Source organism: bacterium, assembly GCA_021158245.1.
GTDB lineage: Bacteria > Zhuqueibacterota > QNDG01 > QNDG01 > QNDG01 > QNDG01.
Genome location: JAGGVB010000193.1, coordinates 1 through 17,387 on the forward strand (window position 1 = coordinate 1; position 17,387 = coordinate 17,387).

Annotated in this window: 17 protein-coding genes; 1 reads left to right on the forward strand and 16 read right to left on the reverse strand. The window is 37.5% G+C overall.

What is annotated here, in order from left to right:
* Positions 1 to 284 precede the first annotated feature (284 nt).
* Positions 285 to 2,438 carry a PAS domain S-box protein gene (locus J7K93_11260; protein MCD6117586.1) on the forward strand — a complete coding sequence of 718 codons (2,154 nt, stop codon included), beginning with the start codon at positions 285 to 287 and terminating at the stop codon, positions 2,436 to 2,438.
* Here the strand turns inward: J7K93_11260 and J7K93_11265 are convergent.
* From J7K93_11265 to radA, 16 genes are read right to left on the reverse strand one after another with little or no spacing between them, the layout of a single operon-like run.
* On the reverse strand, positions 2,435 to 2,887 hold the full coding sequence (locus J7K93_11265) for a pyridoxamine 5'-phosphate oxidase family protein (protein ID MCD6117587.1): 453 nt from the start codon (positions 2,885 to 2,887) through the stop codon (positions 2,435 to 2,437). The genes J7K93_11260 and J7K93_11265 overlap by 4 nt on opposite strands.
* 36 nt (positions 2,888 to 2,923) lie before the next feature.
* Complete coding sequence (locus J7K93_11270) at positions 2,924 to 3,682, reverse strand: N-acetyltransferase (GenBank protein ID MCD6117588.1); 759 nt, start codon at positions 3,680 to 3,682, stop codon at positions 2,924 to 2,926.
* Between the two features lie 19 nt (positions 3,683 to 3,701).
* Entirely contained in the window at positions 3,702 to 5,282 is a 1,581-nt protein-coding gene (locus J7K93_11275) for a hypothetical protein (GenBank protein MCD6117589.1), read from the reverse strand.
* Positions 5,283 to 5,292: 10 nt separating this feature from the next.
* Positions 5,293 to 7,533 (reverse strand): S8 family serine peptidase, encoded by a 2,241-nt coding sequence (locus J7K93_11280; GenBank protein ID MCD6117590.1) that lies wholly within the window; start codon positions 7,531 to 7,533, stop codon positions 5,293 to 5,295.
* A gap of 7 nt (positions 7,534 to 7,540) precedes the next feature.
* Positions 7,541 to 8,473: a site-specific tyrosine recombinase XerD gene (xerD, locus tag J7K93_11285; GenBank protein MCD6117591.1), complete on the reverse strand. Its 933-nt coding sequence runs from the start codon at positions 8,471 to 8,473 to the stop codon at positions 7,541 to 7,543.
* Complete coding sequence (locus J7K93_11290; protein MCD6117592.1) at positions 8,451 to 9,095, reverse strand: MBL fold metallo-hydrolase; 645 nt, start codon at positions 9,093 to 9,095, stop codon at positions 8,451 to 8,453. Before J7K93_11290 ends, xerD begins: the two co-directional genes overlap by 23 nt.
* Positions 9,073 to 9,756, reverse strand: coding sequence for an epoxyqueuosine reductase (locus tag J7K93_11295; protein ID MCD6117593.1), 684 nt, complete (start codon positions 9,754 to 9,756; stop codon positions 9,073 to 9,075). Before J7K93_11295 ends, J7K93_11290 begins: the two co-directional genes overlap by 23 nt.
* A complete protein-coding gene (locus tag J7K93_11300) occupies positions 9,746 to 10,195 on the reverse strand; it encodes a hypothetical protein (GenBank protein MCD6117594.1) in 450 nt (149 codons plus the stop codon). The genes J7K93_11295 and J7K93_11300 overlap by 11 nt, the downstream gene beginning before the upstream one ends.
* A 32-nt stretch (positions 10,196 to 10,227) precedes the next feature.
* On the reverse strand, positions 10,228 to 10,797 hold the full coding sequence (locus J7K93_11305) for a hypothetical protein (protein ID MCD6117595.1): 570 nt from the start codon (positions 10,795 to 10,797) through the stop codon (positions 10,228 to 10,230).
* Between the two features lie 25 nt (positions 10,798 to 10,822).
* A complete protein-coding gene (rpe, locus tag J7K93_11310) occupies positions 10,823 to 11,485 on the reverse strand; it encodes a ribulose-phosphate 3-epimerase (protein MCD6117596.1) in 663 nt (220 codons plus the stop codon).
* The gene (locus tag J7K93_11315) at positions 11,485 to 12,249 is read right to left on the reverse strand and encodes a PASTA domain-containing protein (GenBank protein ID MCD6117597.1); all 765 of its coding nucleotides are present in this window, start codon (positions 12,247 to 12,249) and stop codon (positions 11,485 to 11,487) included. Before J7K93_11315 ends, rpe begins: the two co-directional genes overlap by 1 nt.
* Entirely contained in the window at positions 12,242 to 13,600 is a 1,359-nt protein-coding gene (gene rsmB, locus J7K93_11320; protein MCD6117598.1) for a 16S rRNA (cytosine(967)-C(5))-methyltransferase RsmB, read from the reverse strand. The genes J7K93_11315 and rsmB overlap by 8 nt, the downstream gene beginning before the upstream one ends.
* On the reverse strand, positions 13,590 to 14,534 hold the full coding sequence (fmt, locus tag J7K93_11325; GenBank protein ID MCD6117599.1) for a methionyl-tRNA formyltransferase: 945 nt from the start codon (positions 14,532 to 14,534) through the stop codon (positions 13,590 to 13,592). The genes rsmB and fmt overlap by 11 nt, the downstream gene beginning before the upstream one ends.
* A 4-nt stretch (positions 14,535 to 14,538) precedes the next feature.
* Positions 14,539 to 14,841 (reverse strand): preprotein translocase subunit YajC, encoded by a 303-nt coding sequence (gene yajC, locus J7K93_11330; protein ID MCD6117600.1) that lies wholly within the window; start codon positions 14,839 to 14,841, stop codon positions 14,539 to 14,541.
* Positions 14,842 to 14,882: 41 nt separating this feature from the next.
* The gene (tgt, locus tag J7K93_11335) at positions 14,883 to 16,004 is read right to left on the reverse strand and encodes a tRNA guanosine(34) transglycosylase Tgt (GenBank protein MCD6117601.1); all 1,122 of its coding nucleotides are present in this window, start codon (positions 16,002 to 16,004) and stop codon (positions 14,883 to 14,885) included.
* Positions 16,001 to 17,359, reverse strand: a complete 1,359-nt coding sequence (gene radA / locus J7K93_11340) for a DNA repair protein RadA (protein ID MCD6117602.1) — start codon at positions 17,357 to 17,359, stop codon at positions 16,001 to 16,003. Before radA ends, tgt begins: the two co-directional genes overlap by 4 nt.
* Between the last annotated feature and the right edge of the window lie 28 nt (positions 17,360 to 17,387).

Consider the following 17,387-nt stretch of genomic DNA (forward strand, 5'->3'; position numbering starts at 1 on the left):
ATCGGTATCTGTTACCGGTAACTTTTTTGAATATATATACTAATTTTCTTTTTTGCAAGTAAAATATTTATTTTTTTCTTTTTCTGTGAAAATGATATTTCTCTTCGCAGTTTTAATTTATTTGCTTTGCAGAAAAATATCTCGACTGCCCCCACACTCCAGCATACCTTATTTTCTCAAATCATTTTTTTTATAAATAATAATTACTTTGAAAAATCAACAATAATTTTTAAATTAGATATAGAATTATAATTATTTGATATTTAAAACGTTAGAGTGATAAAATGTCAGAAAACAGTATTAACAACCCAGCACCAGTTTCTCTTGATGATATTTTTTCTATCTCAGGAATGATTTTCCTTGTTCTTGATAAAAAGGGTAATATAAACTTTATTAATGACAAGGGATGTGAAATTCTCCAGTCTAATAAAAACAGCGTTCTTGGAAAAAATTGGTTTGACAATTTTGTTCCTTTTTTCGTGAAGGATAATTTAAGGTCAGTATTTAATGATATGATTAACAGCAATGCCGAATTTTCTGAATATAATGAAAATCCTGTGATAACTTCCAATGGTGAAGAACGTCTTATTTCCTGGCATAATAAATTAATTCGAGACAATAACGGCAATGTAACAGGAATTTTAAGCTCAGGAGAAGATATATCAGAAAAATATATAATTAAAAAAAAGCTGCTTTTACTTTCAAATTCAATTGAAGCATCAGTTGACGGTATAGGCATAGTTGACAAATCAGGCAACTATACATTTATGAACAAAGCTCATGCTGAGATTTACGGATATGATTCTCCATCAGAATTAATCGGTAAAAAATGGCAAATTCTTTATACTGAAAATGAGCTCAAAAAATTTAAAGATGAAATTATGCCTGAATTTGCAGAAAATGGTTTTTGGAGAGGCATGGCAACAGGGAAGAAAAAAGACGGCAGTACTTTTCCGCAGGAAATATCACTTACTGCCGTTGATGGCGGCGGCCTTGTATGCGTAGTATGGGATATTTCAAAAACAGTCAAATCCGAGCAGGAACTCAAGGACAGCGAAAGCCGCTACAGATCTCTGTTTCACAACAATTATTCGGTAATGCTTATTATTGACCCCGGTACAGGGGATATTGTTGATGCAAACTCTGCAGCTTGCAAATTTTACGGATGGAAACATTCGGAATTGACAAAAATGAAAATTCAGAAGATAAATACTCTTTCTGATTTGGAAGTTAAACATGAAATGCAGAAAGCAAAGAATGAGAACAGAAATCACTTTTACTTCAAACATCGTCTGTCATCCGGAGAGATTCGTGATGTTGAAGTTTACAGTGGGCCGATAAAATTATCCGGCAAAGACTATCTATATTCAATCGTACATGATATAACTGACAGAATACATGCAGAAGAGGCTTTGCGTCTTAATGAAGAGAAAATGCGCCTCTTGGTTGAAGGTACTCAGTCTCTCTTCTTTTATACTCAGGATATTAATGCAAATATTACGTATATCTCTCCTTCTGTTGAAGATATTACGGGTCGCAAGATTGAAGAATGGATAGGACAGAAACACTGGTTTGTCACTGATGCGGAAATTAATAATTTTGCAAAATCGCGTACACATGCCCATCTTAAGGGAGAAACAACTAAGGGGCCTATAATTGTTGAAGTCCGACATGCTGATGAGCACTCTATTTTATTGGAAGTTTTTGAATCACCAATAGTTCAGAATGGTGAAGTAACCGGTATTCATGGCGTTGCACAAGATATTACCAAAAGGAAGAGAGCTGAAGAACAAATTCAGAAAGATCTGGAAATAAGGGAGACTCTTTTAAAAGAAATTCATCACAGAGTAAAAAACAATCTTAATGTAATAACAAGCCTTTTAAATCTGCAGGCAGAACGAATCAAAACAAAAGAAGATGCTATCGCTGCTTTTCAAAAAAGCAGAGACCGTATATATTCAATGGCCCTCGTGCATGAAAAATTATACAGTTCAAAAGATTTTTCACACATTGACATGAAACCCTATATTGAGTCCTTAAGCAACGAACTCTTAAGGATTTATTTATCAAGCGTACATGTCAGAATAAATCTGAAGGTTGAGAATGTATTTCTTGATATAGACAAAGCAATTCCGTGCGGGCTTATTATTAATGAATTAATAACAAATTCAATGAAACATTCCTTTCCCGATATGAGCAACGGGGAAATAGACATCCTGCTGCATCCGATAAAAAAAAACATGATTGAACTAATTGTAAGGGACAATGGAACCGGATTACCGCTTGATTTTGATATAGAAAAACAGGAGTCACTCGGGCTGCGTTTAATTAAAATCCTTACTATTCAGATTGACGGGACATTGCAGGTTTTTAATGATAAAGGAGCTGTTTTTAAAATAAAATTCCCTGAAACAAACTATATAAGAATGGGCCGTTAATTTACTTTACAGGTCATATCCTCAATTTCAATTTTAAAAACACAGGTTGTTGCTGCTTTATACTCAGGGATATCAAGATGTTTGCCTGAATAGTGCTTTGTGATAATATCCAAAGCTTTGACTTTTTCTTTATGATTGTCTATAAAAATAACTCTTCCTGAACCAATTATACTCTTGTATTTCATATTCCAGCCACATGCTTCTTCCGATTTGACAACCTGAGCATCAATATCAACTTCGAAACACACATTCGGGTTTTGTTTTAGAATTCTATTCTTTTTACCGGATTTGGAGCTGTGAAAATACAGACATCCATTTTCATATCCGAAACATAGCGGTACTATGTAGGGATTATCACCGTCAGCCATTACAATACGGCATACAAGTGCTCTTTGCAGTATTTGATTAATATTTTTTTCATCACTATATATTTTTTGATCTAATGACATGATAGTCCGATTGTATTTATAAAAACATAAATAATTTCACTCCCACCCCTGCCGGTCTAACCTCTGCTCTTCAGGAGTATCTTTAAAATATTTTGCAGGAGCACCTACAACAATTGTAAAATCTTTTACATCTCTGGTAACAACCGAACCGGCGCCTACAACTGCATCTTCCCCTATAACAATTCCGGGCAGAATTGTAGCATTTGCACCGATTCTGCCTCCGGTCTTTACTGTAACTCCTTTAAAATGTTGAAATCTCTCTTCTGTTCTGCCAAGAAAATTATCGTTTGAGGTACATACATTAGGAGCAATAAAACAATAATCTCCAACTTTTGAGTATGCAGTAATATAACACCCGGTCTCAAGCTTACACTTTTTACCGATGCTTGTTTTATTTTCAACGGTTACCCCCCTGCCGACAATTGTATACTCTCCTATTGAAACATCTTCTCTGATAGCTGCACCGTCAGCAACAAGTATATTATTTGCCATTACAGATCCGGTATATATGACAACCTGCGCACCGATCATGCAATCATTTCCAATAACCGCAGGTTTATACTTTTTATCATTTTTAAATATAGAACGTTTTGCCCTCATTGGATTTTTGCCGATAACAGTGTTATCATCTATCCTTACAAAATCGCCTATTTTGGTTCCCTCATGTATAACGACATTATTTCCGATTACACACTCTTTCCCGATTGCCACATTTTCTCCAATAACAACAAATGCGCCAAAATGAACATCCGCCCCTATTACAGCGGTTTTTTCTATTGATACGTTTTCATTCATGGCTTTCTCCATAAAAGTATCACCAGTTAACATAAGATGAAATTACTAACTCATCCCAGGATATATTACTTCCTTTAATATTGTCTATATTCTCTGTTCTACATTTTATAAATTTTACTGAAAAATAGACATCTCGTCTGGGCTGAAATTTTAATTCAAATTCAGCTTCTTTGAATTTTTCTACAACACCGGAAAGAAAATTCTTAGATTCTCCGTCTTGTTCTGAATGAGGAGTGTCTATACTTCCCTTACCATGCCTTAATTGCCTTAATGAAATTGCAGATTGAAAAAATATTGAAAATCTGTGCTTTGCTTTAATTAAAATCATATCCGAATTCGGCCTGAGATAGTGCCCTAATCCGTAAGTATAGTTCTTAAAGACATTTACCGAATCATGATGTGTATATACAAACGGGTCTATCTTTGTGTACTCTGCAGTAAATTTCGAATCTGTTAAATGTAAAGGATCAATAACAGAAACTCCCGCCTGCACTGCAAGTTTATTGCCCCAGTAATTCTGGAAAATATCAAACGGAGAGAACAGATCATCAATAAAAAGCTCTCCGTAAAATTTAAAAGATTTTGCAATTACAGCTTTTAAATCCAGGCCCATACATAAATTATCCCTGTCACCAAGAGTATGTTCTGCAATAAGGTATGGGATTACAGGATTCAGATATGCAGTTTCTGCCTGCCTTTTGCCGTAAACAACCGCCTCATTAATGCCAATTGAAATTCCGCGCAGAGGCAGAATCTCCAATCTGTGGGCAGCTATCCACTTGTGGGAATAGTCACTTCTGAGTTCTCCGTGAATGTATGTAAAAAGAGCTCTTCTGCTTATGGGAACAGCTATTTTAAGCATGTCAAATGACGGGGTATTCCCTGACAGGAAAAGAGGAGAATCTTCAGAATATCCCCATTTAATATTCTGCCTCCCCCATTCAATCCTGATTCCCTTTAAATTATATGTAAGGTACGCTTCAGCACTATCCCATGTCTTTTCTCTTTTATCCTTTGATACACTTTGAGGATAGCCCATTGATGCTTTGTAATGCTGAGTATAAAAATTTCCTGTCTCTCCGAAAATTCTTGCATCGGAATATATTCCTAATTCACCGACATTCCCCCTTATAACAGCTCCGTAAAATGCTCTTTTTATGAAATCTCCATTTTCATCATTCTTGTTATTCAGGAATAGAGAGCCTCCCAAAACAACATCCGCATAAAAGGAGCTGCCTTTTCCTTTCCAGCCGTAAAAGTGAGGCTCATATTCTTTTTTATCTATTTCACACTTACTGTTTTTAAGTTTATCGTGGAATTCTCCCTTTAAGCGTTCAAGTATAGACAAATCCAGTTTTGAAAAATCTCCTTTGTGTGCTTTTACGTAAGAGTCTATTATTTTAACATATTCTGCAGCTTTATCACGTGAAAAAGGCTTTGTACCCATTATTCTGCCGCTCAAAGCACCTTTAATATTCATCCTGTCAAAATAGCAGTATGCATAGTGATCAAGAGGAAGATTAACACTCTGACTGTAAACAATATCGGTTATTGTAAAAATCAATGCACCTGCAATGAAAGTACTGATTCTTCTTTTCATGTTTCTCCGTTCATTTTATCAGCAGCATTTTACCTGTAATAATTTGATTTTTAATTGAAACCTTATAAATATAAATTCCTGAAGGCGGAATACTGTTTAAATTTTCAGATGTATTCCATACAATCCTTGTTTCCCCGCTTGTGCTGATTTTTTTAAAGCTGGAAAATACTTTTCTTCCTCTTATTGAATAAACACTGAAATACATATTAACCGGGAATTTTACTCCGTTTTCAGGAATTTTTACTATTATGTTTGATGTACTGTTAAAAGGATTGGGAAATGCATTTGAAACTGTAAACTTTTCAGGAATAATTCTGCTATTTTCATCTATAACTTGCATCCGAATCCCCTGCATAGATTTAAATGCGTCAAACTTACCGAATCCCCACACCGGATCCCAGTATTCACCTTGAAGAACATCGTTCTGCGCTCCATATATGATTGCACTTTTTACCTGTGAGGCTGAAAGATTCGGATTCTTTTCAAAAAATAGTGCTATTGCTCCTGTCACATGCGGAGCAGCCATACTTGTTCCTCTCATGGCATAATGCACACTGTCTGTTGCAATATAATGATAATCAGGGCTGTAATGGACAAATGAAGACAGAGATGAAACAATGTACTCTCCCGGAGCTGTAATTGTCGGTTTTTGCCAAAACTCTGAGAGACTCGGCCCGGGACTGGAAAAATGACATATATCACCTGCTGTTATATCTCCGGGCCCCCATGGATCGCTAAAAAGGCTTGGCCATTCTGTACGTGAAACATATGCTCCGACTGCTATTGTAAACATGCTGTTTCCAGGCTCTGCAACAAGATAATCATTTGAATAATTGTCCGATATATGCGCTGAAACGGATGTATCATAAAGCCACCCGTGGAATTGACCTGCATTGCCGTAAAAGGTCAATTTCCACTTTCCTTGATACAAATTATCAACAAATCCGTTTTGCGTACGGGAATCGGAAATTGTCAGAAGCATCTCCACATCAGAAGAAGTTTCCGATGGTTTTCCTATTGTCAGATATACTGTCCCGGAATCTGTATCAAATTTATAATCTCCCTGATCCTTTACAGGGCCCACAACTTCCCCTTTGGGGGTTGTTACTTTTATCTGCAGAGCAGTATAATCTATTGACCATATATCAAATGACACATAATCTTCTACGTTTTCGCTGATGCAGTCAACTGAAAACTCAACAACAGCGCTGTCATCTAACGTTGGTGAAGGTTCTCCATTAGAAAGTTCTCCGGTAAAGTGAATCGGTCTCTGGCCGTCATTCCCTGCAGCAACAACTATTGCCCTTCCTTTTTCCCCTGAAAGCAAATTATCCATATACTTTTCATAATCACTTGTACCATTGTGAGGACCTCTCTGAGTCCCGAAACTGATATTTACGACAGCAGGTTTGCCAAGCTGCCTGGCTTTTTCAAAAATGTATGAAGCTGCATCACAGATATTTGAGGAAGGTACAATACCATTGTCTGCGAGTTTTACAATAATCAAATCTGCTTCAGGTGCCATGCCCACATATACACTGTCATCCATGGAGTTCCCTGCAGCCCTTCCATTCCCTGCTGCGATTCCTGCAACATGAGTACCATGGCCGGAATAATCTTTGCCTCCTATATTCAGATAATGATTTGCCAATGCATCATTAATTTGTGAATTTGTAAATTCAGTTCCGTAACCTGCAGAAGGGGCCGGCCCGGCTTTATCAGTCTGGTCCCAGATAAATAAAATTCTGGATTTGTTATCATTTGTAATAAAATCTCTATTAGTCCAGTCAATACCATAATCTGCAATTCCGATTATTACATTTTTACCTGTGTATGAAGTGCCTGAAACCCCGCTGTGAAGTTTGTCAACTCCAATATCCTTTATGCTGATATCCAGCATGGGATTGCACATTGCAGCAGCATCAACGGATTCTATTCCGGGAATCTGTGATAATAATTTAAGCTGGGATATTGATATTCTTGCAGTAGCAATATTCCCTGCAGCAGTACTTATACGAATGCCGTTTTGGGACAATCTTTCAGGATGTTCTGTATTAATAAAAATATTTATAAATTCTTTATCTGAATTATTTTTGTATATTCCCTGTGTATCATCTGCTTTAAGCATCTGCAATTTATGCCTTAAAGACGGGGACATAATATTTTTCAAGTCCTGGGCAAAACTGAATGAATATAAAACAACTGTCAAAATCAATATTAAAAATTTAACAAACCTGCCGGCTCTATTCATAATAATTTTACCTGTCAATTTCACGAGGATGAAAAGTTCTGATCACCTCTTTTAAAAATTCACGGTCAAGATGCGTATAAATCTGAGTAGTTGAGATGTCCGAGTGCCCAAGCATTTCCTGGACAGCTCTCAGGTCTGCTCCGCCTTCGAGAAGATGCGTTGCAAAGGAATGCCTTAGAGTATGAGGGCTGATATTTTTTTTTATCCCCGCTTTTAAAGCATACTCCTTCAAATTTTTCCATACTGAAATACGAGACATTCTGGTTCCGCGTATACTCAGAAAAAGAAAATTTCCTGCCTTGCCTTTTAATGCAAGAACAGGACGTACATCCTTAAGATACATATTTATATAATAAACAGCACTGTCGCCTATTGGGACCATTCTCTCCTTGCTTCCTTTTCCGAAAACTCTGCAAAAACCTTCATTCAGATTCAAATTACTGAATGATATATTAACAGCTTCGGAAACCCGCACACCTGTTGCATACATAAATTCAAACAGAGCCCTGTCTCTCAGCCCTTTTTTTGTTTTTAAATTCGGAGTCCTGAGTATTTGATCAACTTCGTTTATATTCAATACAGTAGGCAGGTACTTCTTCAGTTTCGGCGTTTCAAAATTCAATAAAGGGTTTTGTAATAATTCTCCGTTTTCATAAAGAAACATGTTAAACATTTTTATAGCGCTTATATTTCTTGCAATGCTGGAGTTTGCCATTCCTGTTTTTTTTAGAATCATGACAAGCTCGTTTATATGTTTAGATTCCACATCATCAAGAGTTTCTATCCTTTTTCCCTGCAGGAACGACAGATATCTCTTTATATCATTCTGATAAGCTTTTTTTGTGTTGTCAGACAGGCCCTGATCAAGAATAATATGCTGCAGGAATCTTCTTAAAAGGGATTCAAAATCTGACTTCCTATCTGATGAACGGATTTCCATTTCGCTCCTCGCCAACAGTCGTTTTCGGACCGTGGCCGGGGTACACAACAGTATCATCCGGCAATGAGAGAATTTGCTTTTGTATTGAATCCAACAGCTGCCCGGATGATCCTCCGGGAATGTCAGTACGGCCAATCCCTCCTTCAAAGAGTGTATCACCGACAATGACAAAACCATTACCTGCAAGCCCGATACTGCCCGGTGTATGGCCTGGTATCTCAATTACATCAAGCGTGAGAGATCCTATTTTAATTTTGCTCCCCTGTGAAATATTAGAAACCTTCCCGTCATATTTATAATCCAGGCCGAGAAATGCTGAAAAATTTCTCACACTATCACGAATAAGAATCTCATCCTTTTTATTAATAAAAACTTCAGCTCCTGTTTCCATAACAATTTTATGCAATGCGCCTATGTGGTCGTAATGTCCGTGAGTAATCACTATTTTAACAGCATTCCAGCCTTCATCTGCAAGTTCCTGCAGAATAATTTCAGATTCATCTCCCGGATCAACAACGCAGGCTTCTTTTGTACTGCTATCTGCAACAAGTATACAGTTTGTTTCAAGAGGTCCGACAGCAAAAGATTTAATTTTCAGATTACTCTTCTTCTCTTTTTCCATAACAAGCCTTAACGCATACTCCGCATATATACTGTCCGATACCTTTTATTTTGGAAAATTCTTTTAACTTATTATAACACAACGAAAAATTATAATCTGATGCTTTTTCGCCAAGCGCTTCTGCCGGGCATTTCGAGATACACCGCGTGCAACTTCCACAGCCGAATTCCACCGGTGAATCGGTTTTCAATGGTATATCAGTCAGGACAGTTATAAGCCTGATCTGCGAACCGTACTTTTCATTAACAATAAGATTGTTCCGGCCTCTCCATCCCAGGCCTGCTGCTTCAGCAACAAGCCTGTGCGAAACATGCGCTACCTGTTTTTCCCAGTCAATTATCTGCGATGCAGGAACAGGCAGGGCTTTATACCCTCTTCTCATTATCTCCTGTGTCATGAGGAATGCATTATTGTCAAGATTAATATTTGCCTGGCGATAATGCCATTTGTAAAGTAAGGTGGGTCGATCCTCAATTCCATATAGAACTTCTTTTGAAAGAACTGTTGCCATTGATATTCCATACTTCATACCGGACAACTCTTTATCGGAAAGATAAAAATACTTCTTCAAAGGTTCGATATATGCCACACCGAATAGTTGAATACCTTTATCAATTACCAATTCTTTTAATTCGGAATAATTCTTCTCCTCAGGAGTCATCTTCTTTTCTGCCTTCATCCGGTAAAACAGTTTCAGCAAGGGAAAGAGCAATTCCTGAAAGCATAACTTCCGGGCCCAATTTTGTAAAATCACCGGAAAGTATCTCGGTTTCAACATTTGAATAGAGCGAACAGCCTGCTCCCTTCTCAATTATCAATCCGGACAATCTGCTCTTGTGTTCAGCGATAAATGTAACTTCTCCAAGCATTTCACTCACAACATATCCGGAGCAGAAATGGAGCTGAAGATGTGTAGATAACGTATAAACGGATATAAGATTTCCTCTTTTATCTCCGATAGGAATATCAGGATAAATCTCAAGAGAAAGTTTGCGATTTTCTTTTTTGTTTTCAAGTACCATTCTGAAACATTGCCCTTCTTTTTCATACTCTGTTTCAAGTACCCGGGCAATTTTGTCAATATTTTTTTTATCAAACATGAAAGTCATATCTCTTTTCCTCTTCAAAAATGTTATAGGAAAAGCACAATGTGCATTACAATTCCGGAAATAAGAGGTATTGTAATATTGTCGTCAATTTTATCAATAAAAATATCCGCTGCTGTTCCTGCAGCCATTCCTGTTAACCCCGCAGCAAAAGGAAGGTTCGGCACAGCAAGTATTATCAGAAATCCTGTTGCTATAAAAACAAGACAGCCTATACATGTTTTATCTTTAAATAATTTTCTTTTACCCCATTTTTTGCCTGCCAGGGCGCTTAGAGCGTCAGATAAAGCGACAAAAAGCATAACTGAGATTGCAACACTTTGATTAAATATAAGAACAGAAACATAAAAAGCTATTAAAAGATTTGTTGCACCTGTAAATTTCTGTTTTTCATGAAACCGCAATAATGGGCCTACAATTTTATCAAAAATTTTAGCACATTTAAAACTGAAGAATCTGCAGAGTTCAACGCTGACAGCGAAAACAATCAATAATCCCAGAATAAATAATAATTCATGTTTTTCAATAAACAAATAAGAAATAGGAAAAACAACAGAGCTTATGTGTATTACTTTTCTCTTTAATTCCTGTCTCATCTCAAATTTTCTCCTATTTGTTCAATCATAGTATTGAATTTCTAATTTCCTCGACTCCGGTTTTGGGCCCTTTTTTATGTTTGAATACAGACGAGCCTGCAACAAGGACATCAGCCCCTGCACGAACTGCCCGTACTGCAGTTCTCGAATTAATTCCTCCGTCAACTTCAATTTTTGTATTAAAAGATGATGAACTAATAATTTTTTTAAGCCCTGTTATTTGCCGTTCAGCGCTTTCAATATATTTCTGCCCGCCAAAGCCGGGATAGACACTCATAACAAGCACAATATCAATATATTTTAATAAATGTACAACCCTGTTAATCTCTGTATCCGGATTAATTGCAATACCGCATTTCGTGTTACTTTCTTTAATCCTGGTTATAATTTTATTGTGGTCGACATCAAGTTCGACATGAAAGATAATACCGTCAACACCTGCATCAACAAAGGGATTGACATAGGCCTCGGGATCTTCAATCATTAAATGAGCCCACAGCTTTAGTTTTGTGACTTTTCGTACAGAAGCGGCAACAACCGGCCCGAAAGATATATTCGGCACAAAGTGGCCGTCCATAATATCGAGATGGAGAGAATTAATACCCACATCTTCCACTGACCGGATATCTTTTTCAAGATTTGCAAAATCCGCAGCAAGTATAGAAGGACTTATTTCAACATTGTTCATCAATTATCTTCCTCTTTAAGGCTGCTCACTACAAGATCAACTTCTGCGCCTCTTTCAGTCTCTTCTCCCGGATCAGGGGATTGTTCAATAACCGTATCAGGCAGCAGTTTTCTGTTCTTTCTTTTAGTAACTTTACCGATTTTAAGTCCGGCTTTTTGAATGATTTTTCCTGCTTCTTCCAGGCTCCTTCCCGAAACATTCGGAACTATAAAACTTGCAGGCATATGTCCGAGGCTTACGGTAATGTCAATTATTTCCTGTTCCTTCACTTCACTTCCTTCAGGAAGAGACTGTCTGCATACTACACTTTTCGGATAGTAGTTATCATATTCGTAAAAAATTTCACCTAACACAAGGCCTGCCTGTTTCAGGACAAATTCGGATTCTCTCTCTGATGAACCTGTTATTTTGGGAACCTTGACCATCTTCTCTCCTGCTGACACAATAACATAAATACGCCTGCCCTTTTTTACTCTTGAGAATGGAAGCGGGTTCTGACTGATCACTGTTCCGGCCTCATAGTGGTCATCAAATTTTTCTCCGTCCTTAATAATCGTAAAACCACTTTTGTCCAGTACTTTTTGTGCATCATCAAATGATAGTTCTGTTACATCGGGAAGTTCCTTTTCAATGCCGTGATGAGTTAAAACAGGCATAATCACAATATCAGCAAGAAGCACCAAAAATATTAATAAAACAATACATGCTGCAAGTCCGTAGATTACAGTCTTGTATTTTTTTATCAAGTCGATTATTTTACTCATCGTTCCCTCTGTTTTTTTTCATCCTTACAGCAAAAGATCCATCTGTTTTATGAATGTGGGGAAATGTTGCAACAAAACCCTTTTTATCCGTTACTTTTGAATTTACAAATTTCTCAGCTTTTTCAATAGAAAATTCTTTATGATTTATTAAAAATTGTTCAATTTGTTTTTGATTTTCCTCTGGAAGAATTGTACATGTACTGTATACCAGAACGCCTCCCGTTTTTACTGCCCTCGCACATGATTCCAAAAGATTTTTTTGTAATCGGACTGCATTATCAACATCTCTCTCTCTTCTCTTCCATCGGAGGTCCGCTCTTTTACTCAAAACACCTAACCCTGTACATGGTGCATCAAGAAGAATCTTATCAACAGACCTTACAGGCAAATTTAACGCATCAGCTGACATAATATACATTTTATCTATCCCCAGCCGTTTACAATTTTCAGAAATCCTCTTCAGCCTGTTCATGCGCAGATCCATGCTTATTACTAAAGATTTGCCTTTTGACAATTCATTAATGTGGCATGTTTTCCCTCCCGGTGCTGCTGCAACATCTGCAATAATTTCTCCGGGCTGCGGATCCACAAGATGAGCAACAATACCTGCACTTTCATCCTGTACTGAAATAAATCCTTTCCTGAAAAATTCCGAATTTATTACAGGCCCGATATGTTTAACTCTGACAAATTCATCAAGTATTTCGGATTGTTCCGCATCTTTATCAAATTTTAAAATTTCCGAAAAAGCTTCTTCTCTTGATACTTTATTTAAATTTATCCTTATTCCGAATACAGGCCGTTTGTTATCTGCTCTACATAATTGCTCTGTTTCATCTTCCCCTATAAACCCTGTCATCCTGTTAACAAACCAGGCAGGGTGTGAATATCTTATAGAAATATAATCTTCAACCGCATTTTTTTTCAATTCTACGCCAAAAACCGGATTTTTAACAACTGCTCTTAATATTCCGTTTGCAACTCCTGACCAGTATTTTCCGTTTAACTCTTTTACAATCTGAACAGTTTCATTGATAGCCGCATAATCAGGCACACCATCCATAAATAATATTTGGTAGAGGCCAGTCTCTGCTGCACGTCTGAATTTTTCCGGAACTTTTTCCCATTTTTTATGATATTTGCTGCTTAATATCCAGTCTAAATATTTGAGCTGCCTTAATGTGCCATGCACAATATCAACAATAAATGAACGGTCTCTCTTGTCAAAATACTCTATTCCTAAAGAACTGCCGATATCAGTATTCAGGAATTCATCTTCCTTTAAAAACTCCATCAACAGCAATACAGCTTCTTTTCTCGCAGATATCTTGTTTTTCTGATTAACCGCCATTATCTCTGCTATTCCGAAATGCAGTGCCGGGATTTATAGAATGGCCTCTTAAAAATTCCGAAACAGCCATTCTTCGTTTCCCCTGTATCTGTATTTCCCTTATTAAGACACTACCTTTGCCGCATGCAATTGAAAGTCCATCTTTATCAATTGCTGTAACAATCCCGGGCTTTTCCTCGTTATCATCATTAATAACAGAAGATAGATAAAATTTAACTCTTTTTCCATCCATAAATGAGAAAGCTCCGGGAAAAGGAGAAAATGCTCTTATCCGGTTTACTGTCTTTTGAGCATCCTCATCCCAATTAATTTCCGGAATATCAGGAGTTATTTTTGGCGCTTTTGTAACCCTGCCTGTCTGCAAAAATGTTTCAAAATCACCATTTTCAATTAAATTCACCGTTTCAAGCAAGAGCCCGCTTCCAATTAAAGATAATTTATCGTGCAGTTCTCCTGCTGTTTCGGATTCTCCTATTTCGACTTTCTGCTGCAGAATTATTTCGCCTGTGTCTACTCTCTCGTTAAGGAAGAAAGTTGTTACACCTGTCTCTTTTTCACCGTTTAATATTGCCCATTGTATGGGAGCAGCCCCTCTGTATGCAGGCAGCAGAGATGCATGAAGATTTACAGCACCCTTCTCCGGCATATCAATAACATGCCTGGGAAGGATTGGAAATCCTACAACAATAAAAATATCGGCCCTGAATTCATTTAACTTTTGTAAAAAATTCGGTTCCTTGAGATTGTCTACCTGATATAAAGGGAGATTGTTCTGTACGGCAAATTCCTTTACAGCCGTACCTTTCAATTTTCTTCCTCTGCCCTTGGGTTTATCTCCGCGTGTTACTACACCTGCAATTTCATGTCTGCTTTCAGTTAGCTTCTCAAGGCTTGGTACTGAAAATTCAGGGCTTCCAAAAAAAAGAATCCGCATATTTTTACTTCTTATTAATCAATTGCGCAACTGAACTTCTCGTTATTTCAATTTTTACATTTTCAGAAATCTTCAATAAAAGTGTGTTTTCTTTTTCTTTTATTCCTGCAACTGTTCCGATTATACCGCCCGCAGTAAGGATTTTATCGCCTTTTTCAATAGTATTAAGCATTTGCCGGTGTTCCTTCTGCTTTTTTGCCTGAGGCCTGATCATCAATAAATACATTATTACAAGAATCAGAACAAGTGGCAAAAAGCCTAAAAGCGGATTACTCTGCGAACCCTGTGCTGCATTCTGCCCTGCCATTCCAAATACTAAAAAAATGTGATTCACGTTCTCCTCCTTAATTATGAATAATAATTGTTGAGAAAATTTTGTTTCCAAATAATAAAATCTTCTTCAATGATATGCTTTCTTGCCTCTTTTACAATATCCATAAAAAAATGAACATTGTGAAGGGTTGCAAGCCTTAACCCTAATATCTCGTCAGCTTTAAAAAGATGCCGCAAATATGCCCTTGAGAAATTTCTGCATGTATAACAAGAGCATGAATCATCAATCGGCGAAAAATCATCAAAATATGCTTTGTTTTTTATAACAACTTTACCATTTTTTGTAAAAAAAGTTCCGTTTCTTGCATTGCGTGTAGGAATTACACAATCAAACATATCAATACCAAGAGAAATTGCATTAAGAATATCTTCGGGCTTTCCCACTCCCATAAGATACCTCGCCTTGCTTTCAGGAAGGATTCCAGCAGCAAGCTCTGTTAGTTCAAACATTTTCTCTTTTGGTTCGCCTACAGCAAGCCCGCCGATTGCATAACCGTCAAATCCGATTTCAATTAACTTTTCAGCACTCTCTTTACGTATATCAGGATAAATACTCCCCTGCACAATGCCGAATATAGCCTGTTTTTTCTGCAAGGGCGGCTCTGTGTCAATAAATCTTTTTTTTGCTCTGTCTGCCCAATTCAGAGTCCTGTAATTCGCTTTTTTTGCAGTTTCATGATCAACTGGATACGAAGAGCACTCGTCAAGAACCATCATAATATCAGTACCGAGATTTCTCTGTATATCAACAACTGATTCAGGAGTAAAAAAATGGTACGAGCCGTCAATATGTGATTGAAATTTAACCCCTTCATCATTTATTTTCCTTAATTCAGCAAGACTGAAAACCTGATACCCGCCGCTGTCTGTTAAAAACGGGCCTTTCCACTGTGTAAATTCATGCAGCCCGCCTGCTTTTAAAATTAAATCATCTCCCGGCCTTAAAAAAAGATGATAAGTATTTCCAAGTATGATTTTAGCGCCTGCATCTTCTAACTCCGCAGGAGATAATGTTTTCACTGTTCCCTGTGTCCCTACAGGCATAAATACGGGTGTTTCAACATCACCGTGAGGTGTTGATAACATACCTGCCCTTGCACTTGAGTCCCGGTCTTTTTTGATAAGTTTAAACACTATTTCCCGAAAATTATTTTAATAGCCTGTTTAAGTGTGTTTATTCCTGTAATTTCTATATTAAAATCATTTTTTTTCAAAGAAGACACGTTCTGCACAGGTAAAATTATTGTTGTATACCCTAGCCGCTGCGCTTCCTTGATTCTGGATTCAGCATTCGGCACACCTCTGATTTCTCCGGTTAGCCCTATCTCTCCTGCAATCACTGTTTTAAGGTCAACAGGTATTGAAAAATAACTTGAGATTACAGCGCATGCAACTGCCATATCTACGGAAGGTTCCGTAATTTTCAAACCTCCTGCAATTGTTGCAAAAACATCTTTTGTTCCGAACCGAAGGCCTGCAATCTTTTCAATTACAGCCAATATTATTGCCAGCCTCCTGGAATCAACACCTGTAACGGTTCTTTGAGGAATCCCGTAATTAGTAGCTGATACAAGCGCCTGAACTTCCACTAAAAGGGACCTTGTGCCTTCAAGAGCAGCATTAACAACTGTGCCCGGGGTAGGTTTTTCATGATGAGAAGCAAGAAACTCCGAAGGGTTATGAACCTCTTTCAAGCCCTTGCCTGTCATCTCAAATATACCTACTTCCTGTGTCGAGCCGAACCTGTTTTTAACCGGCCTGAGCAGGCGGAAATAGTTATTGTCGCCTTCCATTAAAATTAAGACATCAACAAGATGTTCCAGTACTCGTGGGCCTGCAATACTACCCTCTTTATTAACATGCCCCACCAGAAATAACGGTACCTGAGTTTTTTTTGCAGTACTCGTTAAAATATGCCCGCTGTAACGTACCTGGCTTATATTCCCGGGCATTGTTTCGAGATTTGAAGAATAAACTGTCTGTATTGAATCAACAATTGCCAGGTCAGGTCTTTGATTTTCAATTAAGCCTGCAATATCATCAGTATCAGTTTCCGATGCAAGAAGAAGATTCCCCCCGGTAATACCTATGCGCACAGCACGTGATTTTATTTGTGAAAGAGATTCCTCTCCTGACACATAAAGTACTGTCATGCCTTTATTAATAAGTGAGGAACATATCTGGAGAAGCAGGGTTGATTTGCCTATTCCGGGTGCTCCGCCAATTAAAGCAACAGAACCGGGAACAATTCCTCCTCCGAGAACTCTGTCAAATTCATTTATGCCTGTTACAATTCTTTTATGGTCTTCTTCCTTAATACTCTCTATTGGATAAGGGACTGCTGTACTTTTCCTACTGCTTTTTACTGATGATTTTGTATCAATCTCTTCTACGAACGAATTCCACGCACCGCATTCAGGGCATTTCCCAAGCCATCTGTAAGCCTGATAACCGCATGATTGACACACATATTTTGATCTGTTCTTTTTCATAAAGTCATATAATTTACGAATAAATCAA